General features: G+C 61.5%; 18 protein-coding genes. 1 reads left to right on the top strand and 17 read right to left on the bottom strand.

Translation table 11 applies throughout. The features are described from left to right. Window positions 1–232: 232 nt before the first annotated feature. A complete protein-coding gene (gene murA, locus MTX36_RS25130; RefSeq protein ID WP_243622345.1) occupies window positions 233–1,492 on the bottom strand; it encodes a UDP-N-acetylglucosamine 1-carboxyvinyltransferase in 1,260 nt (419 codons plus the stop codon). A gap of 54 nt (window positions 1,493–1,546) precedes the next feature. Between murA and MTX36_RS25125 the strand changes: the two genes are divergently transcribed. Next, window positions 1,547–2,119: a cob(I)yrinic acid a,c-diamide adenosyltransferase gene (locus MTX36_RS25125; RefSeq protein WP_243622344.1), complete on the top strand. Its 573-nt coding sequence runs from the start codon at window positions 1,547–1,549 to the stop codon at window positions 2,117–2,119. Between the two features lie 14 nt (window positions 2,120–2,133). Here MTX36_RS25125 and MTX36_RS25120 read toward each other — a convergent pair whose 3' ends face one another. The 16 genes from MTX36_RS25120 to rho all read right to left on the bottom strand — a co-directional run bounded on the left by MTX36_RS25120 (window position 2,134) and on the right by rho (window position 17,185). Next, window positions 2,134–2,556 (bottom strand): DUF2550 domain-containing protein, encoded by a 423-nt coding sequence (locus tag MTX36_RS25120; protein ID WP_243622349.1) that lies wholly within the window; start codon window positions 2,554–2,556, stop codon window positions 2,134–2,136. A 50-nt stretch (window positions 2,557–2,606) separates the two neighbouring features. Continuing rightward, on the bottom strand, window positions 2,607–2,975 hold the full coding sequence (locus MTX36_RS25115; RefSeq protein ID WP_094274042.1) for a F0F1 ATP synthase subunit epsilon: 369 nt from the start codon (window positions 2,973–2,975) through the stop codon (window positions 2,607–2,609). Between the two features lie 6 nt (window positions 2,976–2,981). Next, on the bottom strand, window positions 2,982–4,433 hold the full coding sequence (gene atpD, locus MTX36_RS25110; RefSeq protein ID WP_243622343.1) for a F0F1 ATP synthase subunit beta: 1,452 nt from the start codon (window positions 4,431–4,433) through the stop codon (window positions 2,982–2,984). A gap of 3 nt (window positions 4,434–4,436) precedes the next feature. After that, window positions 4,437–5,420, bottom strand: a complete 984-nt coding sequence (locus tag MTX36_RS25105) for a F0F1 ATP synthase subunit gamma (RefSeq protein ID WP_243622342.1) — start codon at window positions 5,418–5,420, stop codon at window positions 4,437–4,439. 48 nt (window positions 5,421–5,468) lie between these two features. Continuing rightward, a complete protein-coding gene (gene atpA / locus MTX36_RS25100; protein WP_243622341.1) occupies window positions 5,469–7,112 on the bottom strand; it encodes a F0F1 ATP synthase subunit alpha in 1,644 nt (547 codons plus the stop codon). A gap of 62 nt (window positions 7,113–7,174) precedes the next feature. Next, a complete protein-coding gene (locus MTX36_RS25095; protein ID WP_243622340.1) occupies window positions 7,175–7,999 on the bottom strand; it encodes a F0F1 ATP synthase subunit delta in 825 nt (274 codons plus the stop codon). 5 nt (window positions 8,000–8,004) lie between these two features. After that, window positions 8,005–8,565 carry a F0F1 ATP synthase subunit B gene (locus MTX36_RS25090; RefSeq protein WP_243622339.1) on the bottom strand — a complete coding sequence of 187 codons (561 nt, stop codon included), beginning with the start codon at window positions 8,563–8,565 and terminating at the stop codon, window positions 8,005–8,007. A 9-nt stretch (window positions 8,566–8,574) separates the two neighbouring features. Continuing rightward, window positions 8,575–8,823 carry an ATP synthase F0 subunit C gene (locus MTX36_RS25085; RefSeq protein ID WP_033236102.1) on the bottom strand — a complete coding sequence of 83 codons (249 nt, stop codon included), beginning with the start codon at window positions 8,821–8,823 and terminating at the stop codon, window positions 8,575–8,577. Window positions 8,824–8,903: 80 nt separating this feature from the next. Further along, window positions 8,904–9,731, bottom strand: coding sequence for a F0F1 ATP synthase subunit A (gene atpB, locus MTX36_RS25080; protein ID WP_094274047.1), 828 nt, complete (start codon window positions 9,729–9,731; stop codon window positions 8,904–8,906). A gap of 281 nt (window positions 9,732–10,012) precedes the next feature. Beyond that, on the bottom strand, window positions 10,013–10,492 hold the full coding sequence (locus MTX36_RS25075; RefSeq protein ID WP_374230539.1) for a hypothetical protein: 480 nt from the start codon (window positions 10,490–10,492) through the stop codon (window positions 10,013–10,015). A 23-nt stretch (window positions 10,493–10,515) separates the two neighbouring features. Further along, window positions 10,516–11,697, bottom strand: coding sequence for a glycosyltransferase family 4 protein (locus MTX36_RS25070; RefSeq protein ID WP_243622338.1), 1,182 nt, complete (start codon window positions 11,695–11,697; stop codon window positions 10,516–10,518). A gap of 37 nt (window positions 11,698–11,734) precedes the next feature. Next, window positions 11,735–12,397, bottom strand: a complete 663-nt coding sequence (locus MTX36_RS25065; protein ID WP_094274050.1) for an L-threonylcarbamoyladenylate synthase — start codon at window positions 12,395–12,397, stop codon at window positions 11,735–11,737. Next, window positions 12,394–13,326: a peptide chain release factor N(5)-glutamine methyltransferase gene (gene prmC, locus MTX36_RS25060; protein ID WP_243622337.1), complete on the bottom strand. Its 933-nt coding sequence runs from the start codon at window positions 13,324–13,326 to the stop codon at window positions 12,394–12,396. Before prmC ends, MTX36_RS25065 begins: the two co-directional genes overlap by 4 nt. Before the next feature lie 56 nt (window positions 13,327–13,382). After that, window positions 13,383–14,462: a peptide chain release factor 1 gene (prfA, locus tag MTX36_RS25055; protein ID WP_243622336.1), complete on the bottom strand. Its 1,080-nt coding sequence runs from the start codon at window positions 14,460–14,462 to the stop codon at window positions 13,383–13,385. 143 nt (window positions 14,463–14,605) lie between these two features. Next, window positions 14,606–14,839, bottom strand: coding sequence for a 50S ribosomal protein L31 (rpmE, locus tag MTX36_RS25050; protein WP_094274053.1), 234 nt, complete (start codon window positions 14,837–14,839; stop codon window positions 14,606–14,608). Window positions 14,840–15,070: 231 nt separating this feature from the next. Further along, window positions 15,071–17,185, bottom strand: a complete 2,115-nt coding sequence (gene rho, locus MTX36_RS25045) for a transcription termination factor Rho (protein ID WP_243622335.1) — start codon at window positions 17,183–17,185, stop codon at window positions 15,071–15,073. Window positions 17,186–17,545 lie beyond the last annotated feature (360 nt).

The raw sequence follows: 17,545 nt of genomic DNA, 5'->3' as shown, positions 1-17,545 counted from the left end.
ATTTTGTAGATTTTGTCAGGCACTTCGTCCAACCTCGTGTCTCTCGCTGTGAGGCGGGAGTCGGTGTCCGTGTCGCTCTGACTTGGAATAAGTTACGCGAGTGTTCATCGAAATAACAAATCGCCTGGTCATGTCACTCATTGAAAGCACATTTCCGAGGTCACGCACAGTTGTGTGCCGGCGAATTCCGAAAAACCCGCAGACTTCGCGGTTGTGACCCCAGGCACCTGCCCTATTCGGTACTTACACGTTCGATTACGCCGCCGAGTCCGCGCAAGTTCTCGACAAAACGCGGGTAGCCGCGATCGATATGGAAGATGTCATGCACTTCGGTCACACCGTCGGCGACCAAACCTGCGAGAACCAAGCCGGCTCCGGCGCGAATGTCGGACGACCACACCGGAGCACTCGACAACACGGGCACTCCACGAATTACTGCGTGGTGTCCATCGGTCCGAGCGTCGGCGCCGAGACGGATCATCTCTTCGACAAAGCGGAATCGTGATTCGAAGACGTTTTCCGTGATCATCGACGTTCCGTCTGCGACCGCTGCCAAGCCGATTGCCATCGGCTGCAAATCCGTCGGAAAGCCCGGATATGGAAGCGTCGCAAAGTTGATTGCCTTGGGCCGCTCGCGCTGAATGACTCGGAAACCGTCAACTTCAGGTGTCACCTCGGCACCGGCAAGACGCAGTTTGTCGAGGACAAGTCCGAGGTGCTTGTGGTTGACCCCACGCACTCGAACGTCTCCCCTGGTCATGGAAGCTGCGACGCCCCAGGTAGCTGCGACGATGCGGTCACCGATCACCCGGTGCGTAGTTGGTTCCAGTTTGCGAACACCTTGAATGGTGAGCGTCGTGGAACCTCCACCGCTGACCTTGGCGCCCATCTGGTTGAGCATGTTGCACAGGTCGACGATCTCCGGTTCACGGGCTGCGTTGTCGATGACTGTCTCGCCACGTGCCAGAACGGCTGCCATGAGGATGTTTTCGGTGGCGCCGACCGACGGGAACACCAGTCGAATGTTCGCACCATGCAGATCGTCGGCCTCAGCCACGACACATCCGTGCTCGATTTCGCTTCTAGCGCCGAGAAGTCGCAGCCCGGACTGATGCATGTCGAGGGGGCGCGAGCCGATCGCGTCACCGCCAGGAAGTGCCACAACAGCCCGCCGGCAGCGTGCAACAAGAGGCCCGAGAACGCAGACAGATGCTCGAAACTGCTTCACCGCATCAAAGTCAGCGTGATACTTCGGTTCAGCCGGAGTCGTGATCCGAACTTCCGAGCCTTCGAGTTCGACCTCGCAGCCCAAGCCCCGCAAGACCTCCGCCATCAGCGGAACATCGAGGATGTCCGGGCAGTTCGTGACGACGGTGGTTCCCTCAGCCAGCAGTGCTGCAGCCATCAGCTTCAGCACACTGTTCTTGGCTCCCCCAACCACAACTTCACCTTCGAGGCGACTACCCCCGGTAACTAGAAAGTGCTCACTCACGGTTCACAGCCTAGAGCCATCAGCGCCGAAACTCCGCGCCGGTACCGTGGCCCTATGGCTGTTCACCTGACGAAGATCTATACCCGCACCGGCGACGACGGCACGACGGGGTTGAGCGACTTTTCGCGTGTGTCCAAGAATGACCCGCGACTGATCGCCTACGCAGACTGCGACGAGACCAATGCCGCCATCGGGGTGGCCCTGGCGCTGGGTAATCCCCCGGAGAATCTGGTCGCAATCCTGCGTCAGATACAGAATGACCTCTTCGACGCGGGTGCAGACCTTTCGACCCCCGTCGTCGAGAATCCCCAGTACGCGCCGCTACGCGTCACCCAGGCATACATCGATCGGCTGGAATTGTGGTGCGATGAGCTCAATGATCAACTGGCACCGCTGAATTCGTTCATTCTGCCGGGAGGAACCGCGCTTGGCGCACTACTCCACGTAGCCCGGACGGTGTCTCGCCGAGCGGAGCGAGTTGCTTGGTCGGCAATCGAATCGAACCCGGAGGAAACGAGCGCACTGCCCGCAAAGTACCTCAACAGATTGTCCGATCTGCTCTTCATCATGGGACGGGTCGCAAACCCGGACGGCGATGTTCTCTGGAAGCCCGGCGCCGGCGCCTGAGACAACGAATCCGGTCAGGCGGTGCGTCGCCGACGCGCACGCCCGTCTGGCCGAGATTCAACCCACGACAGGAACGCTGTCAGCGCACCGCTGTCGAGAGCGATCTCATACCGGGACGCACCGTCCCGCACTAGCAGGACAACAATGTCGTCGCTCATGATGTCGAATTCAGTACCTGAAGGAGAACGACGGCTCTCGACCTCGATACCTTGACGGTCGATACGTGAGTCCGGGCCAGGCCGCAGACTCGAAAGTTTGAAGAAGACAAACGCGCTTTCGCCGTAGCGAATGATCCCGTGACGCCAACCGCTGTCCCCCACCGCAGGCAAACCACGCAGTAGCGCCGGCGTACCGCCGTGACGCAATTTCACGACTCGATACAGAAAAGCCGCGACAAGAACCGCGAGCAGCGCACCCAGAATGATCAACACAATCATTCCGAATGTCACTGTTCGTCGGCTCCCGTCGCGGCTTTGTTCTAGTTAACTTACGCGCGCTCGACTGCCCGAAGCTGACCCTTGGCGACCGCAATCGCCTCGTCGTCTGCTCTGGTATCAGCAAGTACGGCCTTGGCTGCGTTCACATCGATATCCTGCGCCATGTCCGCGGACTCGGCAAGGATCGTGACGGTCGTAGCCGTCACCGACAAGAAACCGCCATGGACTGCAGCAACCACGCGCTCGCCGTTGACGGACGTGATCGACACGGTGCCGCCCTCGATGAGCTGCCCGAGAACCGGCTCATGCCCAGGCATGATTCCGATTTCGCCCTCGGTCGTCTGAGCGCTGACCAACGTCGCCGAACCCGACCACAAACGCTGCTCGACGGCAACGAGTTCTACGGTCATCTCAGCCATCGTGCTCTACTTCCCGGCCATCTTCTTGGCTGCAGCCTCGACGTCGTCGAGTCCGCCACAGCTGTTGAAGGCCTGCTCGGGCAGGTGATCGAACTCGCCCTTGCATACGCGGTCGAAAGCTTCGATGGTGTCGCGCAGCGGGACAACCGAACCCTTCTCGCCGGTGAACTTCTCGGCAACGATGAAGTTCTGGCCGAGGAACTTCTGGATACGACGGGCGCGCCCGACGAGAACCTTGTCCTCTTCCTGAAGCTCATCCATACCGAGGATGGCGATGATGTCCTGCAGTTCCTTGTACTTCTGCAGGATGCGCTTGACCTCGTTGGCGACGCGGAAGTGCTCCGCACCAACGATGCTCGGCTCGAGGATGCGCGAGGTCGAGCTCAGCGGATCCACAGCGGGGTAAATACCCATCTGCGAGATCGGGCGTGAGAGCTCGGTGGTGGCATCGAGGTGCGCGAACGTCGTAGCCGGCGCGGGGTCGGTGTAGTCGTCGGCGGGCACGTAAATAGCCTGCAGCGAGGTGATCGAGCGACCACGGGTCGAGGTAATGCGCTCCTGGAGCTCACCCATCTCGTCCGCCAGTGTGGGCTGGTAGCCCACGGCCGAAGGCATACGACCGAGGAGAGTGGAAACCTCGGAACCTGCCTGCGTGAAGCGGAAGATGTTGTCGATGAACAGCAGAACGTCCTGGCCCTGAACGTCGCGGAAGTACTCCGCCATCGTCAGTGCGGACAGGGCGACGCGCATACGCGTTCCCGGCGGCTCATCCATCTGGCCGAAGACTAGGGCGGTGTCCTGGAGAACGCCCATCTCTTCCATTTCCAGGTGGAGGTCGGTGCCCTCACGGGTACGCTCGCCGACGCCTGCGAACACCGAGGTGCCGGAGAACTCGCGGGCGATACGGGTGATCATTTCCTGGATCAGAACGGTCTTGCCGACACCGGCACCACCGAACAGACCAATCTTGCCGCCCTTGACGTACGGGGTGAGGAGGTCGATAACCTTGATGCCGGTCTCGAGGATCTCCGTCTTACCTTCGAGCTGATCGAAGGCTGGTGGCTTGCGGTGGATGCCCCACTGCTCGCCGTCGCGACCGAGGCCCGGGGTGTCGAGGCAATCGCCCAGTGCGTTGAACACGTGGCCCTTGACAATGTCACCGACGGGAACTGAGATCGGCTTGCCCGAGTCGATCACTGCAGTGCCGCGGACAAGTCCGTCGGTGGGCTGCATGGAAACGGTGCGGACCAGGTTGTCACCGAGGTGCTGTGCAACCTCGAGCGTCAGCGTCTTGGCGACCGAGGGAAGCGTGATCTCGGCCTTCAATGCGTTGAACAGTTCAGGAACAGCGCCACGCGGGAATTCAACGTCCACGACGGGACCGATGACCCGCACGACGCGGCCGGCTACGGCCGAAGCCGAACCTGCCCCGTTGTTTTCGGTTACTGCTGCGGTCATGTGCTAGTCACTTCCTGCGCTCGAGGCGAGCGCGTTGGCGCCGCCGACGATCTCGCTGATTTCCTGGGTGATCTGGGCCTGGCGAGCCTGGTTGGCCTGACGGCTCAACGTGTTCACCAGTTCGTTTGCATTGTCCGTCGCGGCCTTCATGGCCGTACGACGGGCTGCCGACTCCGATGCCGCAGCATCGAGAAGCGACGAGAAGATACGCGTGCTCACGTACTTCGGCAGAAGTGCGCCGAGCAGCTTCTCCGGCTCCGGCTCGAAGCTGAAGTCAGCGACAGGACCATTGGAATGATCGTCGTCGTGACCGTTGGTCAGCATGTCGTCACCGAGTTCGATGTGCTCTTCGGACACGGACACCTCGAGAGGAGCCATACGGCGTACCTCGGGGGTCTGGGTCAGCATCGACACGAAGCGGGTGTAGACGATATGGAGTTCGTCGACGCCCTCGATGGTGCCTTCGCCGTTCGGAGCCTCGACCTGGTTACCCGAACCAGCCATGAACAGTTCCACCAGATGGCGGCTGGCCTTCGCAGCATCCGAGTAACCCGGATCCTGTGAGAAGCCCGTCCAAGAACCACCGATAGTGCGGCCGCGGAAACTGAAGTAGCCGAGCCCCTTGGAACCGAGCACGTAAACGATCGGATCCTTGCCCTCGCTGCGCAGCAGAACCATGAGCTCTTCTGCCTGCTTGAGGACGTTGGAGTTGTAGCCACCGCACATGCCGCGGTCACTGGTGACAACGAGCACCGCAGCCCGCTTGGGCTCCGGACGCTCGTTGAGCAGCGGGTGATCGAGCGAAGCAGACGCACTCGCCAATTCGGTGAGTACCTTCGTGATCTCCTCGGCATACGGCTTGGACGCGGCGACGCGACCCTGAGCCTTCGTGATGCGCGAAGTCGCGATCAGTTCCTGTGCCTTGGTGATCTTCTTGGTCGAGTTGACCGACTTGATACGAGACCGCAATTCGAGAATGCTTGCCATCGATCAATCACTCTCCCTTCGAGATTCGCAGTGTCATGGGCAGTCCCGTCACTTGCTGACGGTCTTGCGCTTGACGTTGATCTGCTCATTGGCGACCTCGTCGGCTCCCAATGCGTCAGCCTCAGCTTCGTTCACGACCCGGCTTCCGTCGGATGCGATGAAGCCTTCCTTGAACTTGTTGGTCGCAGCGATCAGCGCAGCAGCGTTGTCAGCATCGAGTGCCTTGCCGCCGTCGATGCTGGCGTAGACGCCGGCAGCGGAGCGCTTCAGGTCTTCGAGCAGTTCCTTCTCGAAGCGACGGACGTCGCTGATCGGAACGCTGTCGAAGATGCCTTCACCGGCGAGGTAGATCGAAACGATCTGATCCTCGACGGGGATCGGGCTGTACTGATCCTGCTTGAGCAGCTCGACCAGACGGGCACCGCGCTCGAGCTGAGCCTTGGAGGCAGCGTCGAGGTCGGATGCGAAGGCGGAGAACGCTTCGAGCTCACGGAACTGAGCCAGTTCCAGACGCAGCGAACCGGAAACCTTCTTCATTCCCTTGGTCTGAGCAGCGCCACCGACTCGGGAAACCGAGATACCGACGTTGATCGCGGGACGAACGCCCTTGTTGAACAGGTCGGACTCGAGGAATACCTGACCGTCGGTGATGGAGATGACGTTGGTCGGGATGTACGCCGAGACGTCGTTTGCCTTGGTCTCGATGATCGGCAGAGCCGTCAGCGATCCACCGCCGAGTGCGTCGGACAGCTTCGCCGAACGCTCCAGTAGACGGGAGTGCAAGTAGAAGACGTCACCGGGGTAAGCCTCGCGGCCCGGCGGACGACGCAGCAGCAGCGAGATGGCGCGGTACGCCTCTGCCTGCTTGGTCAGGTCGTCGAACACAACCAGGACGTGCTTGCCCTGGTACATCCAGTGCTGGCCGATGGCCGAACCGGTGTACGGAGCGAGCCACTTGAAGCCGGCGGAATCAGAAGCCGGAGCAGCGACGATGGTGGTGTACTCCATCGCGCCCTTCTCCTCGAGGGCAGCCTTGACGCCCGCGATGGTGGAGCCCTTCTGGCCGATTGCGACGTAGATGCAGCGAACCTGCTTGTTTACGTCGCCCGAATCCCAGTTGGCCTTCTGGTTCAGGATCGCGTCGATGCAGACCGCGGTCTTGCCGGTCTTGCGGTCGCCGATGATGAGCTGGCGCTGGCCGCGGCCGATCGGGGTCATGGCGTCGATAGCCTTGATACCGGTCTGGAGCGGCTCTTCAACCGGCTGGCGCTCGAGCACCGAAGCGGCCTGCAGTTCGAGGGCACGGTTTTCGGTGCTCTCGATCTCGCCCAAGCCGTCGATGGGGGCACCCAGCGGGTTGATAACGCGGCCGAGGAAAGCGTCGCCGACGGGAACCGACAGAACGTCGCCCGTGCGCTTTACTTCCTGGCCTTCTTGGATGTTCTGGTAATCGCCAAGGATAACTGCACCGATTTCGGTGGCATCCAGGTTGAGCGCGACGCCGACGATTCCACCGGGGAACTCCAACAGTTCGTTGGACATAGCCGAAGGCAGGCCAGAGACGTGCGCAATGCCGTCACTGGTGTCGGTCACTGTGCCGACCTCCTCACGGGAGGCCTCCGGGGAGTAGCTCGCGGTGTAGTTGTCGATCGCGCTACGGATCTCGTCGGAGGAGATCGTCAGCTCCGCCATGTTTTTCCTGCTCTCGGTATCTGGTCTTCGAAAAGATCTGGAGTGTGTGTTCGGCTGAAGGACTATTTGAGGTTCTTCCGCAGTACTGCGAGTCGTCCCGCTGCACTACCGTCGATAACCTCGTCGCCCACCCGGACGACCAAGCCGCTGAGAAGTTCTGGATCGATCTCGACGTGCACGGTGACCGGCTTCCCGTAGGTGCGGGTCAATGTGTTCGCCAAACGATCCGACTGCTCTGCACTCAACGCCGAGGCGCTGCGCACATGAGCAACAGTGGTATCGCGCTGCGCTGCGGCAAGATTCGACAGCTGGTCGAAAGCGTCTGCGGGTGCAGACTTCAACCGGCCGACGGCCTGTCCGGCAATTGCCTCGGTGACCGCGGTGACCTTGCCGTAGAGCAGGCGCGAGAGAAACTCACGCTTGCGGGCGGTGGGAACCGACAGATCCGAGAGCGTCTGCTCAAGGCTGGGATCCCCTGCCACAATGCGGCCGAGACGGAACAGCTCGTCCTCGACGGTGTTCAACTGGCCCTGATCGGCTGCAGCGCGGAGCAGAGCTTCGCGTCCCAGCAGTTCGAGCGAGTTGACCAAGTCGCGGGTCGCCGACCAGTCCTGGCCTGCAGCTGCCTTCACGGTTGCCAGCGCCTCGGCGCCGACCTTTCCGGAGAACAGCTGCTCTACCAGAGCCTGGCGACCAGCGGCCGGTGTCGAAGCATCAGCCAGCGCGCTACGAAGAGCGCGCTGGCCGTCAAGTACCTCGACCACCGAGAAGAGCTCGGACCCAGCCTGCGCAGCGGCCGCAGTTGCGGCTCCTGCAGAGGTTGCATCCAGGGCGCTGCTCAGCGCAGAACGCGTCTGCGCCAAGGCTTCACGGCTCGCTGCGTACATGTTGCTCACTTCCTGGCTGAATCAGCGCTGACGGCGTCGAGCTCGTTGAGGAATCGATCAACCGTTCCGGCGCGCTTCACGTCGTCGGCGAGAGACTCTCCGATGACCTTCTCGGCCAGGTCTACAGCGGTCTTGCCGAGATCCGAGCGGAGCTCAGCAACAATCTGCTGACGCTGGGCGACGAGCTGGCTGTGGCCTGCGGCCACGATGCGGTCGCTCTCGTCCTGCGCCTGAACCTTCATGTCAGCAATGATCTGCTGACCCTGGGTACGCGCTTCCTCACGGATCTGCGCGGCCTCGGTACGAGCTTCGGCCAGTTGCGCGCGGTACTGCTCGAGCGCAACCTTTGCTTCTGCCTGGGCATCTTCAGCACGCTGGATGCCGCCCTCGATCTGCTCGGTGCGATCGGCGAGGACCTTCTGGAACATCGGAAGAACGAACTTCCAGAAGACGAAACCGACAATCACGAGGCAGACGATGGACCATACGATGTCGTACGTCGCGGGCAGGAGAGGGTTAGGTACTTCACCCTCGGATGCCGCGAGCAATGTAATGGTGGCTGCCATGTCGGTCTCTTAGAAGATGAAGCCGGCGACGAGGCCGATCAGCGCGAGGGCCTCGGTGAATGCAATACCGAGGAACATGGTGGTACGAACCTGTCCGGCCATCTCGGGCTGGCGAACCATGCCCTCGATTGCCTTACCGACGACGATGCCGATGCCGATGCCGGGGCCGATTGCCGCGAGGCCGTAGCCGATGGCGCCATAACCCTTGTTGGTGATGGTCTGCTCGGCAACTTCCTGTGCCAGGTAAGCGACGCTCATGGTGTTCCATTCCCTTTCAGTTGACCTCCGCCGGTATCGACGGAAGGCTCAGATCGTGGTGTAGCTGATATGTGGTGTGGTCAGTGCTCGTCGGCGTGCAGCGCGATGTCGATGTAGACCGCGGCCAGCAGCGCGAAGACGTAAGCCTGCAGGAAGATGACCAGCAGCTCGAAGAACGTGAATGCAAGGCCGGCAATGATCGACGGAACGCCGAAGATTGCCTGGAATCCGCCGGACACGAAGAAGAAGTAGTTCGTCGCGCTGAAGAACAGCACCAGCAGAATGTGGCCGGCCAACATGTTGGCCATGAGACGAACCATCAGCGTGAACGGGCGCAGCACGAAGGTCGAGATGAACTCGATCGGGATCAGCAAGACGTGCAGTGCAGGCGGGACGCCGGGAACGACGATCGTGCTCTTGACGTACTTGAAGAAGCCGTACTTCTTGATGCCCACGTAGTTGAACACGATGTAGGCAAGCGCCGCGAGTACCAGCGGCATGCCGATACGGGCATTCGGCGAGATGTTCAAGAAGGGAATGATCGCGGATACGTTGCTGGCGATCACGAGGAAGAAGATCGTCGTGATAACCGGCAGGAAACGCTTGCCCTGCTCCTTGCCCAGGACATCTTCCGCGATCTGAATGCGAACGAAGTCCAGAGCGATCTCGGCCACATTCTGCACGCCACGCGGAATCAACCGCGGACTACGCATCGCAATTGCGAAGAACGCTGCAACCAACACCGACATCAGGATGCGGATGAGCATCAATCGGTCGAGCTCGAAGGGGCCCGCGTGAATCAACACGGAGGGCGGGAAAAAATCGTCTAGTGACGGCGCATGGAATTCATCCGCGGCCAGGGTGGTGACGCTCAGCGTTCTCTCCCGTAGTCGGTCCGCAGCCATCATTGACTGCGGTTCGATCGGACATTGACGATCTACAAGTCGACAAGTTCGACTCGCGCATTCGTCAGCAGCTGGAGAACCCTTGCGGGACCTGGCGTCTGTCGGTGTCGGCGACTCTCGTCGACTCGGTGGCCCAGAAAATCGGCCACCTGCGAGCACATGGCATCGTCGGCTGAGGGTTACCTCGCCTACCATTACTCTCGCTTGACGCTGACCCTACCAAGCCATCTACGACATTGCGTAGATGGGGTACCAGTAAGGGCAATTTGCTACGTTTTGTAGTACTACTCTTCGTCGTTGACGGGAGCGCTCGGAGTGGGGTCCACATAGGGCGTCTTGGTTGCCAGGACGCCGTACGTTTCCGCTCCGAGGACGATAACCAGCGCCATCACCATGACAAGCACCAAAGCCGTCTTGTCATAGAAGTCGAGCGGCTTCAGGACTGCCAGCACCACAATCGCCAGGATCATCTTGAGCAGCCAGGTACCGAGCAGAACAGCGCCCGCGGTCAGTGCCGGTAACTTCGATGTAAGAAGAACACCCAAGGCTGTGAAGAGAATGAAGCCGCCACCGACCGCCGCACCGAGTAGAGCGCCGTAGAGGCCCGGCTTGCCACCGATGAGCCATCCGAGCAGGGAGCCGACCACAGTAAGCACTGCCAGTCCGATCACGCCCCACTTCACGGCAGACCTCATGGCTGCGCTGGAATCGGGGATGGGTTGCGATGCGGGCACGGATTGCGGGGTGTTCGTCACGATGCCCAAGAGTAATGGATCAGAAAACTCGACTACCGTCGCTCCTGCTGACGGTCCCGCAGTGACGGAATAGCAGTGAAGAGAAAAGCCGCGAGCAATCCTGCTGCCACGAGGACCACGACCAACTGTCGATTGAGCAACGCGGATCCGACTGCACCGAACGCCAGAACACCCACCCACAAGTAGATGACCAGCACAACTCGGCGATGGGTGTGACCGATCTGCAGCAGCCGATGATGCAGATGCATCTTGTCCGGGCTGAAGGGGCTGACTCCCGCCCGGGTGCGTCGTATGACTGCCAGGAGCATGTCGAGCATGGGGATGAACATCACAGCACTGACCAGCAACAACGGTGCCACAAGTCCGACCAGGTCACGTGTGCCGTAAGCCGTGAGCGGAATGCGGCCGGATGCGCTGGTCGAAATCGCGGCCAACATCAGACCGATCAGCATCGACCCCGAGTCACCCATGAAGATCCGGGCAGGGTTGAAATTGTGAGGCAGAAATCCGAGGCACGCGCCGGCCAACGCCGCTGCGATCATTGCTGGCGGATAGGCGCTGACGTCGCCGCCCTGATCGTGCAGAAGACCGATCGAGAAGATGAGGATCGCCACTGCCGCGATGAGACCGAGGCCGGCAGCCAACCCGTCGAGACCGTCGACGAAGTTCATCGCGTTGATCGTCGCCACCGCGATCGCGACGGTGAACAGACCCGACTGGATCTGATCGAGAATGATCGTGGATCCCTCACCGAACGGGTTGTAGATGATGAACCAACTGACACCCATGACAACGAGGATTCCGGCGGCAGTCACTTGACCGACAAACTTCGTCAGGGCGTCGAGGCCCCACTTGTCGTCGATGACGCCGACCAGAACGATGACCGCACCGGCGACCAGCGCCGCGTGGACGTCAGGACTGCCGAAATCGAAACCCCTTGTCAGCGCGGGTAATTGCTGCGCGAACAGCAGACCGACAGCCATTCCGATGTACATACCGACGCCACCGAGGCGAGGCGTGGGTTCGACGTGGACGTCGCGGTCACGTGGGATCGCCACGGCCCCGAATCGTATCGCCAGGAGCCGAACCGCACCCGTTGCAAGGTAGGTGACAACGGCCGCGGTGCACAGAACCAGGAGGAGTTCACGGATGGGCACACCCGCTCCCCCACTGGACTGCGCGAGGATCGCCGTGGCCGAGTACGTCGCCGTCACCGCGGCCGATCACCGTTCTGGCGGGCACCGACCATCGTTACGAAACTCCCTCTACAAGGCTTTCCGGAGTAGTACCCAAGACGTCGGCAATATCTTCGGCGGAAACGGCACCCACCCGCAAGATACGAGGCGAGTCGCCCGTCAGATCGACAATCGTCGACGCGACCGCGTGCGCAGCGGGCCCACCGTCGAGATAGACGCTGGCCAAGCCGCCGAGTTGATCACGAGCCTCGTCGACCGTCGTGGCCGGCGGCCTACCGGAGATGTTCGCGCTCGAGACAGCGAGAGGCCCGACGTCGCGCAACAGTTCCAGCGCCACGGGATGCAAAGGCATGCGCAGCATGACAGTTCCACGGGCGTCGCCCAGATCCCACGCCAGCGAAGGTGCTTGCTCCACAACCAAACTCAATCCGCCCGGCCAGAACGCACGAATCAGATCGCGGGCCTGCGGACGAACGCTGTAGACCAGTCCGTCGATGGTGTTCCAGGAACCGACCAGAACCGGAACCGGCATGTCCCGACCACGGCCTTTCGCCCGAAGGAGGCTCGAGACGGCCTCACTGTCGAAGGCGTCGACGCCCAATCCGTACAGCGTGTCTGTCGGAAGGACGACCAGTCGGCCGGCTTTGAGTGCATTTTTGGCGGCGGCCAATCCTGCCGTACGCGAATCGGTCTGACTGCAGTCGTAAACGGTGCTCACTCGATCATCCTTTCACTCTGTGCTGCGGGCACTCGAGTGCGCTGCGCTTCGAGGTTGGTGGCGACCCGCCTTGCCACGACAAAACGGGGGCGACCTGCAAGATCCGGATGCTGCTGCACTTCACCGAATACGCGTCGAGCGGAGAACAGTGCTGCGACGCCGTCGCCGTTGGTGTCGTCGTGCTCGATGCCCGCCGCGCCGCCGATTCGGAGCCATCGCGCAATGTTGCTGATCATCGGTTTGATGACGGACAAGCCGTCGGGGCCACCGAACAGCGCGGTGTGCGGGTCGTAATCCATGACCTCGGGCTGCAACTGCGCACCTTCGGGGATGTACGGCGGGTTCGAGACCACGAGGTCGACCTTGCCCTCGAGGACCTGCAACAGATCTCGATCCGTGACGTCGCCCTGGTGAAGATGAATCGGGGTATCCCCCAGCGCTTCACGGTCGGCCGCATTTCGGCGAGCCCACGCTAATGCCGCCGGCTCCTTCTCCACGGCGTGCACAACAGCGTCGGGCCGAGCCTCGGCAATCGACAACGCGAGCACCCCGGATCCGGTACACAAATCCAGAACGACCGGCGGCCTACTACCGCATCCTTCGAGGAAGGAAAGCGCCCAACCCATCAGCAACTCGGTTTCGGGACGCGGGATGAACACTCCCGGCCCGACCGCGACGTCGATGTTGCCCATCGAGGCGCTTCCGATGATGTGCTGCAAAGGAATTCGCTGCGCTCGCTGCGCCACCATTTCATTGAAGGCCTCGATGACCTCAGGATCCACCAGCGGCACCAGACCTAGCCTGGTCCGCTCGACCCCGAGCAGATGCGAGGCCAACAACTCGACATCGGTACGTGGACTGGGTACACCGGCCGCATCAAGCTGTTTTGCAGCCTCGATCAGCGCCAAACGGAGTGGAAGTCTGCTCACGCGTACAGCCTGCCACGCGTGACCGACACAACGTCCACCCGTACAATTCCGGACATCTATTCGGCCGCGAGGCGGGCCTCACGGTCCGCCTTACCCAATGCGTCGAGAAGCGGGTCGAGTTCTCCGTCGAGAACCGCGTCGAGATTGTGCGACTTGAAGCCGATGCGGTGATCGGCAATTCGGTTCTCGGGGTAATTGTAAGTACGAATGCGCTCCGAGCGGTCGACAGTTCGAACCTGGCTCTGGCGTCCGGCCGACGCTTCGGCGTTTGCCGCTTCTTCAGCGACAACCTGCAAGCGGGCCGCCAGCACCTGCATGGCGCGCGCCTTGTTCTGGAGCTGAGAGCGCTCGTTCTGGCAGGTCACGACGATTCCGGTGGGAAGGTGCGTGAGGCGAACGGCAGAGTCCGTGGTGTTGACGCCCTGACCACCCTTGCCGGATGAACGGTAGACGTCGACACGCAGGTCGCCTTCGTCGATCTGAACCTGTTCGACCTCGTCGGGCTCGGGATAGACCAGTACGCCGGCTGCGGACGTATGCACGCGGCCTTGCGATTCGGTGACGGGTACGCGCTGCACGCGGTGCACTCCGCCTTCGAACTTGAGCCGCGCCCAGACACCGTCCGGGGTGTCGGACTTGCTCTTGATCGAGATGGTGGCTTCCTTGTACCCACCGAGGTCGGACACTGCGGCGTCGAGAATCTCGACGCGCCAGCCGTGTCGCTCGGCGTAGCGGACGTACATGCGTGCCAAGTCGGCCGCGAAGAGCGCGGATTCCTCGCCACCTTCACCGGATTTCACTTCGAGAACGACGTCGTCTCCGTCGTGCGGGTCACGCGGCGCCAACTGGTCGGTCAGAGTCTGCTCCAATTGCGCGACTTCTGCTTCGAGATCAGGGATCTCGGCGGCAAAGCTGGAATCGTCGGCAGCCAGCTCACGCGCAGCTTCCAGATCATCCTGTGCCGCAGTCAGTTTGTTGTACGTCGACATGATGGGTGAGAGCTCGGCGAACCGCTTACCGACCCGCTTGGCTGCTGTCGGGTCGTTGTGCAGCGCGGGATCCGACATCTGCGCTTCGAGGCCGGCGTGTTCTGCCAGGATGTCGTCGATGGCCGAGGGCTTGGTTGCGCCTGCCATGGTTCGCTCCGCTCTAGTTTCGTTCGTACGGTGCGCGCTTTCGATATAACGACGCTACTACCCGGGAAGCGCGCAAAACCGGGCGCAGGCACAAAAAAGCCGACGCCCGATCTGTAGTTACAGATCGGGCGTCGGCGGAACAGCTAGTCTTCGAGCTGAACCTTGCTGTCGGCGCGCTTGCCGTAGCGAGCCTCGAAGCGTGCAACACGTCCACCGGTGTCAAGGATCTTCTGCTTGCCGGTGTAGAACGGGTGGCACTGCGAGCAAACCTCAACGTTGATACGTCCGGACTCCTTGGTGCTGTGGGTCTCGAACGAGTTGCCGCAACCGCACACGATGGTGGTTGCAACGTACGTGGGGTGGATTCCTGCCTTCATGGTGTCCCTTTCAATGGTCGCCGGGTCGCCTTCGCCAATCGAAGTCGTGAACCGGAACCGGACTCGGCCGTTCAGTATGCCAGACGCGGGTACTTCACCAGAAATTCCACGACTTGCACACTTCGGAGGGTGGCTTTACGAACTGCACAACGCACTCCCCCACGATTTTGTTCCAGGTACGAGAAAGACCCCACAACCAAATGATTGTGGGGCCCTTCTAATCACAAACGATCAGTCGTCGATCGCGCCCGGTGCAGTCTTGGACACCTGCATCAGGAACTCGAGGTTGTTCTTGCTCTTCTTCAGACGATCGATCAGCAGATCGATGGCCTGATGCGAATCGAGTCCGGACAACACGCGACGCAGCTTGTGCAAGACGGCGGCTTCGTCCGGGCTCAGGAGCAGCTCGTCCTTACGCGTACCGGACGGGTTGACGTCCACAGCGGGGAACACACGACGTTCGGCGATCTTACGATCGAGCTTGAGCTCGGCATTGCCGGTGCCCTTGAACTCTTCGAAGATCACGGTGTCGCCGGTAGAGCCGGTCTCGACCATCGCGGTCGCGATGATGGTGAGCGAGCCACCGTGCTCGATGTTGCGGGCAGCACCGAGGAAACGCTTCGGCGGGTAAAGCGCCGTGGAGTCGACACCACCCGAGAGAATGCGTCCCGACGCGGGCGACGAGTTGTTGTAGGCACGACCCAATCGGGTGATCGAGTCGAGCAGAACAACAACGTCCTTGCCCATTTCCACGAGGCGCTTCGCACGCTCGATAGCGAGCTCGGCGACAGAAGTGTGATCGCCCGGCGGACGGTCGAAGGTCGAGGAAATAACCTCGCCCTTCACGCTGCGCTGCATGTCCGTCACTTCCTCGGGACGCTCGTCCACGAGGACGACCATGAGGTAGCACTCCGGGTTGTTTGTGGCGATCGCGTTGGCAATTGCCTGCAAAACGCTGGTCTTACCGGCCTTGGGAGGGCTCACGATGAGGGCGCGCTGACCCTTACCGATCGGCATCACGAGGTCGATGACACGCGTCGTCAGAATGTTCTGCTCGGTTTCGAGGCGCAGACGCTGGTTCGGGTACAGCGGCGTGAGCTTGTTGAACTCGGGGCGCTTCTTCGCGGCCTCGATGTCGCCGCCGTTAACTGTGTCGATGCGAACCAACGGGTTGAACTTCTGACGCTGGCTGCTCTGATCTCCGCCGCCACCGCTGCTGGAAACACGAACCGCACCGGTGATGGCGTCGCCGCGACGAAGACCGTTCTTCCGGATGAGGTTCATGGAGACGTAGACGTCGTTGGGACCGGCGAGGTACCCGGACGTACGCACAAACGCGTAGTTGTCGAGCACGTCAAGGATGCCGGCTACCGGCTGCAGGACATCGTCTTCGCGGATCTCAGTCTCGCGCGCATCGTTGGGCGTGGTGCCCTCGCCGCGCTCGCGACCGCGTCCACGACGCTCACGGAAGCGGCGTCCACGACGTCCACGACCATTCTCGTCGTCGTCGTCCGGACCGTTGTTTCGGTTGTCGTTCCGCGGGCCGGCAGTACCCTGACCAGCGGCGCCCTGAACAGCGTTGTTCTGGTTTCCGCGGTCCTGACGATCCTGGTTTCCACGCTGACCCTGGCCGTCGCGCTGACCTTGGTTGTCACGGTTATTGCGCTCGCGACGGGGGCGCTCGTTGGTCTGCTCTGCAGAACCGGCTTGATCGGAATCGGACTTGGTCTCGGCGCGATCATTCTGCTTGCGCTCTACTGCGGGCGCTTCGGCCGACTTTGCATCGGACTCACGAGCGACCGGAGCCGACTCCGGCTCGATGCTCAATTCAGGCTGATCCGGCGAACCGCTACGGCGCGAAGCACCGCGACGCTGGCGTCCGCGACGGGGAGTGCCGGCGTCTGCATCCTCGGAAGTTTCGGTTCGCGGCGCAGATGCTTCTCGCACTGCGGGTGCTTCGGCAGGCTCGGCGGCCGCCGGCGCTTCAGCTGTTTCGTTACGCGGAGCGCGCGTGCTCTTGGTACGAGTGCGAGCCACGGGGGCTTCGTCGAGTGTCAGTTCGCTCTGGGCCGGTGAGGCCTTACTGCTACCACCCTGGCGTTCCTTGATGGCTGCGATCAGATCGCCCTTGCGCATCCCGGAAGTACCCTTGATGCCCAGTTCACCGGCAAGACTGCGCAGTTCGGTGAGCACCATGCCGGAGAGTCCGGCGCCACGACGTGCGTCGGCACGCTTCGTGGAGGTCGCCACCGCACCGTCGGGTGCTGAGGATGACGCCTGAGAATTGTCGCCAGTGTGCGCCCCAGCGGAGGGTGCAGTGGTGGCGATGAGGTCCGTATCGGTCACGGAGGTCCTTTCCTTCCCTCACTCGCGCTGCGCAGAGTCGAGGGTTCGTCCCGAAGTTTCAGTTGATTACCGAACTCGGAGGTGCCGTACTTAGTTGCATGTCGAGAGTTGCATGTCAAGAACTGCCGGCTCGTCCGCCATCACATGACTATCGGAAACCGGTGCGAGAAGTGCTCCTGCTTCAAACAAACCATGCTCTCGCAAACCTGCACAGCACCTGCTGCGCGAAGTGAATCGATCGTGTGGACGAGGCCATTGAGGATTCGTCCCTGAGGATTCACCTTCGCCAGAAGGTACAAGTGCGAGGATCATGCCAAGGAATATGGACCCCAGTAACCCAATTGGGATGGAGTTTGGCCC

Origin of the sequence: Rhodococcus sp. ARC_M6, from assembly GCF_022810305.1 — a bacterium.
In the GTDB taxonomy this organism is placed as follows: domain Bacteria; phylum Actinomycetota; class Actinomycetes; order Mycobacteriales; family Mycobacteriaceae; genus Rhodococcus_F.
This window is presented reverse-complemented; position numbering and strand designations above follow the sequence as displayed.

Coding starts and splice junctions, on each gene's coding strand:
- atpD (WP_243622343.1), bottom strand. CDS start 4,433: ATGACCGCAGCAGTAACCGAAAACAACGGGGCAGGTTCGGCTTCGGCC.
- MTX36_RS25105 (WP_243622342.1), bottom strand. CDS start 5,420: ATGGCAAGCATTCTCGAATTGCGGTCTCGTATCAAGTCGGTCAACTCG.
- MTX36_RS25095 (WP_243622340.1), bottom strand. CDS start 7,999: ATGTACGCAGCGAGCCGTGAAGCCTTGGCGCAGACGCGTTCTGCGCTG.
- MTX36_RS25115 (WP_094274042.1), bottom strand. CDS start 2,975: ATGGCTGAGATGACCGTAGAACTCGTTGCCGTCGAGCAGCGTTTGTGG.
- atpB (WP_094274047.1), bottom strand. CDS start 9,731: ATGATGGCTGCGGACCGACTACGGGAGAGAACGCTGAGCGTCACCACC.
- rpmE (WP_094274053.1), bottom strand. CDS start 14,839: ATGAAGGCAGGAATCCACCCCACGTACGTTGCAACCACCATCGTGTGC.
- MTX36_RS25125 (WP_243622344.1), top strand. CDS start 1,547: ATGGCTGTTCACCTGACGAAGATCTATACCCGCACCGGCGACGACGGC.
- MTX36_RS25085 (WP_033236102.1), bottom strand. CDS start 8,823: ATGAGCGTCGCTTACCTGGCACAGGAAGTTGCCGAGCAGACCATCACC.
- MTX36_RS25090 (WP_243622339.1), bottom strand. CDS start 8,565: ATGGCAGCCACCATTACATTGCTCGCGGCATCCGAGGGTGAAGTACCT.
- MTX36_RS25120 (WP_243622349.1), bottom strand. CDS start 2,556: ATGATTGTGTTGATCATTCTGGGTGCGCTGCTCGCGGTTCTTGTCGCG.
- prfA (WP_243622336.1), bottom strand. CDS start 14,462: ATGGCAGGCGCAACCAAGCCCTCGGCCATCGACGACATCCTGGCAGAA.
- atpA (WP_243622341.1), bottom strand. CDS start 7,112: ATGGCGGAGCTGACGATCTCCTCCGACGAGATCCGTAGCGCGATCGAC.